This window comes from Myxococcus eversor (assembly GCF_010894455.1).
GTDB classification, from domain to species: Bacteria; Myxococcota; Myxococcia; order Myxococcales; family Myxococcaceae; genus Myxococcus; species Myxococcus eversor.
Window position 1 is genome coordinate 165,816 of the sequence record NZ_JAAIXY010000014.1, and the last position, 11,512, is coordinate 177,327.

Here is an 11,512-nt window from a genome sequence, read left to right on the forward strand (position 1 = left end):
TCAGGCTCCCACCGCGAGGCGCGGCTCCTCGTGGCGCTGTCGCAGCAACGCGTGCTCCACCGACTCCGCGCTGGCGAAGGACGCGTCCACCAGCAGCCCCTCGGCGCCCACCCAGTCCCCCACGCGGTACAGGCCGCGCACGTGCGGCACCTCTGGCGACGGACGGCCCGCGAGGCCTCCCGACTTCGCCGTGGGAATCCGGTGGCTCACCACCAGCGAGGGGCGGAAGCGTCGGGCCACGAGGTGCGCGCGCCAGCCGGGTTGCAGCACGTCCATCACCGCCTCCAGCTCGGCCTCGGTCGCCTCGGAGTCGGGCGTCGCGAGGTACTTCAATACGTGCACCATGGCGCCTCCCTCCGGCCCCAGCTTCGCGAAGGCCGAGTGCACCGAGGCGTACCATGGACCATCGATGCCGAGCGCGAACAGCGCCTCGGGCCTGGGCAACCGCGACAGGCCCAGCTCCAGCGTGGCCGCTCTCACCGGCGTCGACTCGGCGGCCTCGCGCGCGAGAACCGTGTCCTCGGGCATGAGGCTGGACACGTCACCGGGGCTGCCGGCCAGCACCACCGCGTCTGCCGCGCGCACCGTGCCGTCGCCCATTCGCAGGCCCTGGACCTGGCCCGACTGGATGACGACGCGGTCGACTCGCGCGGAGAGCTCCAGCGTGACTCCGGCCTCGCGGGCAACGGACTCCACCGACGACACGAGCGAAGCCCAGCCCTCGTCGAGGTAGAGCACGTTCGCCTGGAGCGCGAGCTGGATTTGCGTCACCACGGCCTGCGCGCTGAGCGTGTCCACGTCTCCACAGTAGGTGCCCAGGCGAGCCAGCGCGGCGACGAGGGCACGCACGTCCTCGCGAGACATGCGGAGGTCCAGCCACTCGCGCAGGGACACGTGCGCCAGGGTGTTGGGGTCGATTCGACGGAGGCTCGCGAGGAGTCGGCCCAACTCCAGCTTGCCAGTCAGGGGCAGCACGTCCGTGGTCATCAGCGACACGGGGCCACGGGGCAGCGTGTGAAGTCGGCCAGCGCGCAGGGCATAGCTGGCACCTGACTGGCCTGCGATTCCCCCCCGAGGCTTCACACCGAGGCGGCCGAGCACCCGCATGCCGGCTCCGGCGCGGTACAGGGCGTGCGGTCCCAGGTTGAAGCGGAAGCCCTCCACGTCCGAGGTCTGCGCGCGTCCACCGAGGTGCTTGGAGCGCTCGTACAGCGTCACCGCGCAGCCGCCACGCGCCAGCAGGGCCGCCGCCGCGAGCCCACCCAGTCCACCCCCCACCACCGCCACCGTCTTCGCGTCCATGTCCGTCCTCCGTCGACTCACACCCGGGAAAATCCCGAGCACTCGACGACTCCACGAAAATGGGGGGCGAAAGGTTACAGAGGGCCTGGCGAATACCTCCGGGCCCGGGGTTCACACGTCCGTGAGCGACAGCCCCGTCGCTCCAACACGCATCAGCGCATCTCGAAGGTCCTCGGAGATGATGAGGGCTCCGGGCCAGCCTTCCGGCCGAAAGACGCGGGCCTCTCCCACTTGCGAGGCATCGATTCGAAGACCGCGCACGGAGGCATACTGGCCCACCTTCTCGGGCACTCCGTCCTCGGGCAGCCAGCGCTGAATCCGCGAGGCCTTCTCATCGATGCAGCGGATGAGGCGGGTGGCCACCAGGATGAGATACGCATCCTCGTGCTTGTCGATGTCCACTGGGATGAGCTGGACGTCGTCGGGTGCCAGCTCGGTGAAGACCGTCGCGACCTTGACGTGCACCACCGGGATTCGCACTCCCGCCTCGGTGAAGTCCAGGGGACGACCCGGCACTTCGATGGGCAGTCTCAGGCACCCTTCCACTGAAACGGGCGCGCCCAACCGGAAGCGTTCGGGCTCCTTCACGGCACGGCCCCGAGCGTCGACGGGCATTCCCAGATGCCAACGCCTGGGAGCCTGGACATCATCATGCAGCTCGAAGAAGCGCCGGGACATGGAGGGAACCTACGGTTTTGCTCCGCGAGTGACGAGCAGGTTCAACTCCGTCCCCGGAGTGGAGACCTCCCGTGCGAGCCGCCGCAACGTGGCTTTCAGGGCAGCTCGGCAGGACAGCACCGTTCGACAGGTCAGCGTCGCCGCGTCCAATTCCTCGAAGACCAGCTCGTGGTAACGCTGAGGGTGCGGCCCCCGATGCCCCTTGAGGGGCACGATGTTCTCGGAGTCCTTCAGCTCCATCCCCGCCTTCTGGAAGATGTGCCGGAACCTTGGAGTCCAGGGTCCTCCGCGGACCGAAGAGATGTCGTTCTTGTTGGTGGCGAGATGATGTTGATGCGGAAGCGAGCCACCTCGCGGCGCACGCGCGGCCATGGCCACCGCGGTAGGGGCCAGCACCACCGTGAGTCCCGTCGTGGTCGCCGCGACGGACTGAACCCCACCCAGTGCGGCATACGAGAAGCCGGCCTGCGACTCCACGGCGAGCGCCGCCTGCGCGGAGCCCGGCAACCCCGCTGACTTCGCAGCCAGCCCCGCCGTGCTTCCAATCGCCGCTGTCGCCAGCATGACGAAGACACGGGCGGCGTTCTCGCCCAGCACCTCGCCATACTCTCCAGCCGCTTCGCTGAGCTGCGCGAACGTCCTGGATGAATCCACCTTCCGCACCAACGACACCCAGCCATCGATGAGGCGGAGCACCGTATCCACGCCCAGATAGGCGATGGCGGCAGCGGTCATCACCGCCGCGAGCCCCTTGCTCACAGGCTCGGGGAGAGACCACAGGAGCATGTACATGGTGACGGAAGCCAGGACAGTGGCTTGAAGGACGTCGGGGGATACCAGGTCCGCCAAGGCCTCGGCCGTCTCGTCCCACACCGCATCCATGGCGATGGCCATGGCCAGCGTGTACTTGCCGTCACTCCCCAACAAGGGACCTTCATCCAAGAGGCGCAGGCAATCCCCTGCCTTCCGCCGGCGAGCACACCCCTCACCGTAGGCGCGCGTGAGTTCCTCATCCGCATAGGTCTCCAGGAGCCGGGGTCCGTCCACCTCCTGCTACTGCGGAACGAGGCGCTGCCCCTGAGACTCGTACAGGAACGTCCCACTTCGGGAGGGAACACCGAAGAGCGCTCGCGCCTCTCTCATGGGGTGCCGAAAGGGCCGCACATCTCCCGCCAGCTCCGCGACGGCTTGCCCGAAAGCATCAGCCCCCAGCTCCGCCGCCTTCAACTCCGCGCCTGGTTCCTCGCGGGGTGTCACGACGAAAGAGTCCGGGCCCGCCTCGAGGCGGACGACACGTCCCGATGAACACCCCGCCGCCACCAGCGCCAGGAACAGCGGGACCACGGCACGCAGTCTCATGAGGAGCCTCCTCGAACCACCTTGAGCGCCGTGCCTCATCCGCACCAGGACGCGGGGCGTCGTGCTGGGCGCCACACCGTGCGGGCACTCTGGATGCGCCAGACGCACCGCGCCGGTGTCATTTCGAAGAGAGCCTGCCCGCTCACGACTCCACCGTGAGTCGCACTCGTCCAAGCCCCCGGATATGGTGGGGAACTCAGTCAGGGCCGGCCGTTGGGGAGAAACATGCGCTACGCCACCATCACCATCGCCGTCATCGCGGGACTGCTGCTGAGTGGCTGCAGCCGCTGGTGGCTCTACCCCATGCTCCCCTCCACCCCGAACCCCAGGAGCCTCAACCAGCAGCCCGGCGGATGGGAGGAGGACCCCGTCCCGACCAGCGAGCCCGTGTACGGACCGGACCGCGCCTCGGACGCGCCAGACGCGGAAAAAGAAGAGTCCAAGCCCGCCGACGAAGCGCCCTGAAACGTCCCGGCGGCTCACACGGCGCGCGAAGCTCGCGCCCCCTCGGCACGTACCCCATGCCGCGGCTCGACGCCCCGCCGCTCCGCGCTCCGTCGTTCTTCCCGCTGGACCCCGCCCACGACGTCGAGCCCATGCCCGCTCCACCCCAGGACGCGGCGCGTTGTGCCGAGCGACGTGCCGTGCGGGCAGTCTGGATGCGCTGATTCCACCGCTCAGGTGTCATCCCCTGGCGAGCCCTCCCTGACGCGACTTCATCAAGAGTCGCCTGCGCGGAACTCCCGGCTATGGTACGGGCACTCAGGGCCGGCTGGAGACACTCATGCGCCACATCATCTTCGCCATCGTCGCGAGCCTGCTGTTCACCGGATGCAGCAACTACTGGTGGGCTGTCCCCTTCCTCCCCATCGCCCGATTCGACCACCCGAGCACCCGGTCCAACACCCAGCCCGCCTACAGGGAGCCGCCCCCCGCCCCCTCCAGCGAGCCCGTGTATGGACCTGCCCCCTCCTCGGATGCACCGGCCGCGGAAAAGGAAGAGTCCAAGGCCGCTGAAGAAGCGCAGTGAATCGCCCAGCGGGGCGCACGCTGAAACATGTCTCACACATGATTTCGCCCGGATGAAAACCTTCCGCCCCGACTGATGACAGACATCACTTCCGGGTCTGTTTCACCTCGGGCCTGAGTGAATACGACCCCACACGTCATGCCAGGGGAGGCAATGTCAGAGGTAGGCGTAGAATGGTGTGCGTTACGGCGGATGACCCGCCGGCCCTGAACAAGGCACGCACCCATGAAGACACTTCTCGCCGCCCTGCTCACGCTGCCCCTTCTCGCCTGTGGCCCCGCCTCCGAGCCCGCGCCCACCGAGACACCGGCCCCGTCCGAAGCGCTGACCGAGCAGTCCAGCGAGCTGTCCTCCACCGCCCCTCGCGAGCGCTCCGTCCGCCTGCGCACCGGCGTCACCCTGCGCTACGTGGAGCAGGGCTCGCGCAACGGACCCGCCGTGGTCTTCCTCCATGGCTACACGGACTCGCACCACACCTGGGACTTGAACCTGTCGCTCTTCTCCCGCGACTTCCACATCTACGCGCTGGACCAGCGTGGACACGGTGACTCGACGCGCCCGGTGTGTTGCTACACGCAGCAATCCTTCGCCGCGGACGTGGCGGCCTTCCTCGACGCCGTGGGCGAGCGCGACGCCATCCTCGTCGGCCACTCCATGGGCAGCTTCATCGCGCAGCAGGTGGCGCTCGACTTCCCGCGCCGCGTGGAGGCCCTGGTCCTGGTCGGCTCTGCGCCCACCGTCGCGGGCAACGAGGTCGCCCTGTTCCTCAAGTCCGTCGTCGACGAGCAGGTAGGCACCGTGGACCCGGTCTTCGTCCGCGAGTTCCAGTCGAGCACCTTCGTCCGTCCCGTACCGGCCTCGTACCTGGACACGCTCGTCTCGGAGAGCCTGAAGGTCCCCGCGCGCGTGTGGCAGGACACGCTCGACGGCATGCTCGCGGAGGACCACTCCTCGCGCCTGCGTCACATCCGCGTGCCCGTGCTCGTGGTGGGCGGAGACCAGGACGGCTTCTTCCCCGTCGCGCAGCAGCAGGCGCTCGTCAACGCGCTGCCCGATGCCCGCTACATCCTCTACTCGAACACCGGCCACGCGCCCCACGCGGAGCTTCCGCAGACCTTCGTTCGCGACGTGAGCCAGTTCCTGCGCCGCGTGTCCCGGTAACGCTCGAAGCGTCTCAGGCCGGCCCCTCGGCCTTCGCGTCCTCGGGGGGCGGCAGACTCTCCCCCGGCGTGTCCGAGCGGGCCAGCAGCACCGCGGCGGTGAGGATGAGCGCACCACCGAGCACTTGACGCAGGCTGAGCCGCTCGTCGAGGAAGAGCGCGCTCAGCACCACCGCCGTCAGCGGCTCCATGTTGGACACCAGCGAGGTGTTCACCGGGCCGATGCGCGCCATGCCCAGGAAGAAGAGGAAGACAGCGGCCACGGTGGAGATGAGTGACAACCCCACCACCGCGCCCCAGCCCAGGCCCGTGGTGGGAAAGGACGGCCCCTTCACCAGCATGGCCAGGCCGAAGACAATCCCCGCGGACGAGAGGATGACGGTGCTGGAGACCAGCGGCCCCGCCTTGCCCGCCACCCGTGCGCTGGTGACGACGTACACCGCGTAGAGCAGCGCGGACAGCAGGCCCAGGAAGACGCCCGTCGGCGTCACCGCGCCCTGCCTCAGGTCCGCCGTCAGCCCCGTGCCACACAGGGCCAGCACCACCGCCACCCACTTGAGCCGACCCAGGCGCTCGCGGAACACCACGACTTGAAGGAGCGCCACCAGCGCGGGGAACGAATACAAGAGCAGCGCCACCAGTCCGGCTGGGGCGAACTGGAGCGCGGCGAAGTACACGCCCGCCTCGCTCACGTAGCCCACCGCGCCCAGCAGGATGAGCCCCACCAACAAGCGGCCCTTCGGCAGCGGCTGGCGCATCGCCACCATGAAGGCGGCGAGCACCGCTCCGGCGAGCGTGAAGCGCAGGAAGAGCAGCGTGAAGACGTCCGCACCCGCCGCGTAGGCGAGGCGACCGAAGAGCCCGAGCGCGCCGAAGCACGCTCCGGACAGGGCCACGATGAGGAAGCCAGCGGTGCGGTTCATGGAGGGAGCGGCGGCACGCTGCTCCAACCCGCCCCCCATGTCACGCGCCACGCGTCCGGCCCCTCCCACCCGGACAGGGGGTTACCAGTTGTTCACGGACCGCAGGTCGAACACGTCCGGGAAACCATTGGCGCGCAAAATTTGTGAGGCCACCGCGCTGCGGCCTCCAGCGGCGCAGTACACCACCACGCGGGTGCCGGGCGGGCCCACCTCGGCGACGCGCTGGGCCAGCTCCTGCACGGGGATGTTGCGCGCGGCGTCCGGGTGTCCTTGCTGGAACTCCTGGGGGGTGCGCACGTCCAGCAGCACCGCGCCTTCCGCGACGAGCTGCCGGGCCTTCTGGGACAGTTCCTGGGGCGTCATGCGGGGCAGCATGCCTGATTCAGGCAACGGAGGCTCGCGCATCCCACGAACCCTTGTTCCCTTCACGGCACATCCCCGCGCTCACTTCGGGAAGTGCGCGGTGTGCGCGAAGTCGTCCGCCTTGATGACCAGCTTGCGCAGTCGGGGGAAGCGCTCCTTCGCCTGCTGTCGCACCTCATCGAGGACCTCCCGGGCATCATCCTCCCGCTCGTACTCCACGGTGAGATGCTCGACGCTTTCCGAGCGCATGTCCGTCAGTCGCTGACGGTGTGCCCAGAACGAGAGCACGTGCAGCCGGGGGAGGAACTCCACCAGCCCACCGGGGAAGAGGCTGTACTCGCCGGGGCCCAGCTCCAGGCGCTTCGTGGTGTCGACTCGCGCGCGCCTGCGTCGCCAGACGAACGCGGGCAGCAGCTCGATGCGGCTGTCCGCGGTGCCGGGCCACTCCGGCTCGAAGCCTTGCTTTCGCAGCGCCTTGATGACGGCGCGCGCCACGTCCAGGTCCTTGTCGGAGCGCTCCTTGTCCAGCGTGCCGAAGGAGATGCACATCGCCTCGCCTTCGAACGCGCCCTCCAGGTCCTGCTCGTGGAAGAAGGCCGCGCCCCAGGGCTTCTTGCCTTTCGCCCGGAGCTCCACCGCCAGTTCGCGGACCAGGCTCCAGCCGCTGCTCTGCGTGTCGGTGGCGCCCATCTCCGCGACGATGCCCGCGCGCTTCAGCGAAGCGAAGGCCGCCTCCACCCGGTCCGCCTCCAGGACGTCCGGCCACGTCTTCTCCTCCTCCCGCCGCGCCCGGACGTGCGCGACGAATTGCTCCAGCACCAGGCGCTTCACGCGCTCGTCCTCGAGCGAGTCCCAGTCCCCGCCGTTCGTGTAGTCGAAGACGGACTCCAGCGGATACGTCCCGTAATCGAAGACGCGCGTCAGGTGCTCCAACGCCCCGGGAATCAGCTTCAGCTCCTGCTTGCGGAGCGGGGCCTCCTTCCGGGGCGCGAGCTTCAGCGCCCCCAGTCGACGCGCCAGCTCCTCGGCCTGCGCCGCCACACCCAGTCGCGCGGCGAGCCTGGGCCGCACCACGTCGCCTCGCGTCGACACGAACAGCCGGGAGAGCACCTCCCCCGTCTCCTCGTCGACCTGCGTGAGCCCCGCCTCCAGGTGCCCGTCGCTCCCCCACTCCACCACCACGTCGCCCGCGCCCTTCAGCACCTGCTCGGCGAGCACCTTCACCTGCTTGCGTTGACGCTCATTCACCAGAGCCTCCCACCGTCTCCGAGAAGCCGCGCGACGAGCGACTGGATTCGGGGGAAGTGCGTGACAGCGAGTCCCACTTTCTCATCAATCGAGTCGGCGATGGTGCGCACCTTCGCCTCCAACTCCTCCTCACCCACTCCGGGCTCCTTCCCGTTGAGCACCAGGACCGCGTACCGGCTGGAGAACGAGAGGCCACACGGGATGTCGCACCGCACCAGCCCTCGCACCCACGGCCCGCACCACCACCGCGCGCGCCTGGCCGAAAACTGGAGGTGTCGCCGAGGGGCGCTACAGTTCTGTGCCACCATGTCACTCGACAAGCAGGCATTGATGCTGCAGCTCGCCGAGCGCCTCCAGCAGAGCGACAGGCTGGCCCACCGGGCCGAGGCCGAAGCCCGCGAGGCGGCCCGCAGCCTGGCCACCGAGTCGGAGAAGCGAGAGGACGGCCGCGCCGCGCTGGAGTTCGGCAGCCTGGCCACGGGCCAGGCGAATCGCGCCCGCCGCGTGCAGGAAGAGCTCAAGGCGCTCTCCAATTTCGGCCAGGGGCCGGTGCCGCGCTTCCCGCGTCAGGGGCCCGTGGGCCTGGGTGCGCTGGTGGACGTGAGCACCGAGGACGAAGAGGGCTTCGCCGAGCGCACCTTCTTCGTGCTGCCCGTGGGCGCGGGCACGGAGCTGACAGGGCCCGGCGGCGACGGCTTCCTGTCCGTCATCACCCCCGCCTCCCCCGTGGGCCGCGCGCTCATGGGCCGCAAGGCGGGCGACACCATCGAAGTCACGCTGGCGGGTGAGGTGCGCGAGTGGACGGTGCTCGAGGTCGCCTGAGCCCAGGTGTCCCACCCCTGTCGTCCGGGGTGTCCTGCCCCCGACGAAACGCGAGCAAGCACTAGAACCCATGGGCCCCGACACGCGTGAATCCGGGAAGATGTCCCCACTTTCCGCACCGCGTTCACTCCAGGCGCCCTCCCCCACCGCGACGCTGCTGCCACTCACGTGGCCCGCCGCCCTCATCGGCCTGCTGTTCGGCGTGCTGATGACGTATGTGCCGTACGAGTTCCGCGTGGCCGCCTTCCGGCCGCTCTACCCGTACGTGCGCCTGCTCGGCGTCACCTACCTCACCGGCAGCATCTGCTTGATGGGCGCGCTCCTGTACCCGCGCGCCCCGCGCTGGCTGGACGTGGGCGGACGCCTGCTGCTGGGCGCGGCCATCGGCCTGTACTGGTGGGTGCTGAATGTCCTGCCCGGCAGCCTCACGGGCATCGCCATGTACCCGCTGCTCTTCGTGGGCCTGCTGCTGGAGGCGTGGCCCTCCATGCGCCAGCGGCCCACGCTGCGAGTGATGGTGGCCCTCACCGGCACGGCCTTCGGCGTGGCGATGCTCGCCGTGCCCGAGCGCTTCCCGCTGTCCGTCTACGCGCACCTGTCGCCGCTGCGTCCGCTGGTGGGGCTGCTGTTCACCGCGGGCGGCGTGGGCCTGCTGTTGCCCTCGCGCTGGCTGCACCCGCGCATGCCGCCGCTGCTATTGGCCATGCTGGCGGCGCCCTTCGCGCTGCTGGCCTACGCGCTGGCCCGCGGCGCCTCATGGCTGGGCGCGGCCGTGTACACCGTGCTGGCCCTCTCCTGCGTCGCGCAGGCGCTGAACTGGCGTCCGCGCGCGCCGCGCACCGTGGGTTGGAAGCTCTTGCGCGGGCTGGCCTTCGCGGGGCTGGTGCCGCTGCTCGCGCTGGGGGGCCTCGCCGCCTACCTGGCGCAGAAGGCCATCGAGAAGCAGGTGCGCGACGACACGCGCTACGCCGCCGCGGGCGAGGCGGACTTCCTGCGGCGCTACCTGGATGACTCGCGCGAGTCGCTGCACCTGCTCCTGGAGTCCCCGGGCTTCCGCGCGGCGCTCGCCAGTGGAGAGCGCGAGCGGCTGGAGCCGTACCTCGCCAACCTCGCCGCCCGCGAGCGCACCTTCCACGCCGCGTTGACGATGGACGAGAACGCCCAGGTGCTGGCCACGTCCGAGGGGCCAGAGGGCTGGGGCTTCAACCTCCAGGAGCACTTCCCCCAGCCGCCCGCGCCCGGCGAGCTACCGCTGTCGCTGCCCTTCATGCGGCCCCACAACCACCCGCTGGTGGCGGTGGCCCTGCCGTTCGAGCTGGAGGGCTCGCGGCGCGGAGTGCTGGTGGGCCTGTTGTCCCTGGAGCGACTGAGCGAGGCCGCCACGCCCGCGTCCCAGCGCTTCCGCGTGCAGGTGATGGACCGGCGCGGACAGAAAGTCCTTCGAGACACGGCAACGGGCGCGCGGCTCCTGGGCGCGGCCCACCTGCCGGATGCCCTGCGCGAGGAGCTGGAGCGCCCGGGTGGCGGCGTGCTGGAGGCCTTCGACGCGGCGGACCGACGCGTGCTCGCGGCCGAGGCCCCGGTGGAGGGCTCGCCGTGGAGCGTCGTGGTGACGCAGGAGCTGGGCGTGGCCTACGCGGCGATTACGCGCATGAGCGCGGCGGTGGTGGGCCTGGTGCTGATGGGCGTGCTGATGGCGCTGGGGCTCTCCCAGCTCGTCGCGCGCGACGTCATCCGGAGGCTCGGCACGCTGCGCGAGGCCACCGCCGCCCTGGCCGCGGGGGATTTGGACCGGCGCGTGGACGTGGAGGAGGACGACGAACTGGGAGAGCTGGCGCGCGGCTTCAACGAGATGGCGGACCGCACGGGCGAGGCGCAGCGGGAGCTGAAGGAGGCGGTGCGCACGCGCGAGGAGTTCCTCAGCGTGGCCAGCCACGAGCTGCGCACGCCGCTGACGCCGCTCAAGGGCTTCGCCGCGCTCACGCTCCAGCGCCTGGAGAAGAGCGGCGACTTCCCGGAGCGCGAGCGGCTGCTCAAGGCGCTGCGCTCCATGGCCCGACAGACGGAGCGGCTGGCGCGGCTGGTGGATGACCTGCTCGACACGGCGCGCATCCAGGGCGGCCGCTTCGAGCTGGAGCGCCAACGCGTGGACCTGACGCCGGTGCTGCGCGAGGTGATGGAGCGCTTCGAGCTGCGCGGCGAGGGCGGCATCGCCTTCGAGCTGCGCGTGCCCGAGCACCCCGTGGAAGGCGACTGGGACGCGCCCCGGCTGGACCAGGTCATCACGAATCTCGTGAGCAACGCCGTGCGCTACTCGCCCCAGGGCGGCGCGGTGTGCGTGACGCTGGAGGAGGCCGCGGACCAGGTCCTCATCCACGTGAAGGACCAGGGCATCGGCATTCCACCGGAGAGCCTGGCCGGCCTCTTCAAGCCCTTCGCGCGCGCGTCCAACGCCACCGCGCGGCACTACGGCGGGCTGGGGCTGGGCCTCTTCATCTGCCGCGAAATCGTGGAGCGCCACGGCGGCACCATCTGGGCGGAGAGCCCGGGGCCCCAGCAGGGCAGCGCGTTCCACGTGCGCCTGCCCCGTGAAGTCGTGCCGCACATCAGCGACGTGGCGGCCTGAG

At 70.0% G+C, this 11,512-nt stretch carries 11 protein-coding genes and 1 pseudogene; 5 read left to right on the top strand and 7 right to left on the bottom strand.

Annotation, left to right across the window (positions count from 1 at the left end):
* From G4D83_RS27085 to G4D83_RS27095, 3 genes and pseudogenes are all read right to left on the bottom strand, one after another.
* Positions 1-1,302: a phytoene desaturase family protein gene (locus G4D83_RS27085; RefSeq protein ID WP_163867737.1), complete on the bottom strand. Its 1,302-nt coding sequence runs from the start codon at positions 1,300-1,302 to the stop codon at positions 1-3.
* A 111-nt stretch (positions 1,303-1,413) separates the two neighbouring features.
* Entirely contained in the window at positions 1,414-1,980 is a 567-nt protein-coding gene (locus G4D83_RS27090) for an imm11 family protein (RefSeq protein ID WP_163867738.1), read from the bottom strand.
* A gap of 9 nt (positions 1,981-1,989) precedes the next feature.
* A pseudogene (locus G4D83_RS27095) lies at positions 1,990-3,339 on the bottom strand (AHH domain-containing protein).
* A gap of 225 nt (positions 3,340-3,564) precedes the next feature.
* On the opposite strand from G4D83_RS27095, the gene G4D83_RS27100 reads away from it, so the two are divergent.
* From G4D83_RS27100 to G4D83_RS27110, 3 genes are all read left to right on the top strand, one after another.
* Positions 3,565-3,804, top strand: coding sequence for a hypothetical protein (locus tag G4D83_RS27100; RefSeq protein ID WP_163867739.1), 240 nt, complete (start codon positions 3,565-3,567; stop codon positions 3,802-3,804).
* A gap of 319 nt (positions 3,805-4,123) precedes the next feature.
* Complete coding sequence (locus G4D83_RS27105; protein WP_163867740.1) at positions 4,124-4,369, top strand: hypothetical protein; 246 nt, start codon at positions 4,124-4,126, stop codon at positions 4,367-4,369.
* A 225-nt stretch (positions 4,370-4,594) separates the two neighbouring features.
* A complete protein-coding gene (locus tag G4D83_RS27110) occupies positions 4,595-5,530 on the top strand; it encodes an alpha/beta fold hydrolase (protein ID WP_163867741.1) in 936 nt (311 codons plus the stop codon).
* A 13-nt stretch (positions 5,531-5,543) separates the two neighbouring features.
* Here the strand turns inward: G4D83_RS27110 and G4D83_RS27115 are convergent, their stop codons facing one another.
* From G4D83_RS27115 to G4D83_RS27130, 4 genes are all read right to left on the bottom strand, one after another.
* Complete coding sequence (locus G4D83_RS27115; RefSeq protein ID WP_240356622.1) at positions 5,544-6,503, bottom strand: DMT family transporter; 960 nt, start codon at positions 6,501-6,503, stop codon at positions 5,544-5,546.
* Between the two features lie 30 nt (positions 6,504-6,533).
* A complete protein-coding gene (locus G4D83_RS27120; protein ID WP_163867831.1) occupies positions 6,534-6,815 on the bottom strand; it encodes a rhodanese-like domain-containing protein in 282 nt (93 codons plus the stop codon).
* An 81-nt stretch (positions 6,816-6,896) separates the two neighbouring features.
* Positions 6,897-8,063, bottom strand: a complete 1,167-nt coding sequence (locus tag G4D83_RS27125; RefSeq protein ID WP_163867742.1) for a DUF6891 domain-containing protein — start codon at positions 8,061-8,063, stop codon at positions 6,897-6,899.
* Entirely contained in the window at positions 8,060-8,278 is a 219-nt protein-coding gene (locus tag G4D83_RS27130; protein ID WP_163867743.1) for a hypothetical protein, read from the bottom strand. The genes G4D83_RS27125 and G4D83_RS27130 overlap by 4 nt, the downstream gene beginning before the upstream one ends.
* A 91-nt stretch (positions 8,279-8,369) precedes the next feature.
* On the opposite strand from G4D83_RS27130, the gene G4D83_RS27135 reads away from it, so the two are divergent.
* Both G4D83_RS27135 and G4D83_RS27140 read left to right on the top strand, forming a co-directional pair.
* The gene (locus tag G4D83_RS27135) at positions 8,370-8,885 is read left to right on the top strand and encodes a GreA/GreB family elongation factor (protein WP_141641679.1); all 516 of its coding nucleotides are present in this window, start codon (positions 8,370-8,372) and stop codon (positions 8,883-8,885) included.
* 100 nt (positions 8,886-8,985) lie between these two features.
* Positions 8,986-11,511: a sensor histidine kinase gene (locus G4D83_RS27140; RefSeq protein WP_240356624.1), complete on the top strand. Its 2,526-nt coding sequence runs from the start codon at positions 8,986-8,988 to the stop codon at positions 11,509-11,511.
* The last annotated feature ends 1 nt before the right edge of the window (position 11,512 follow it).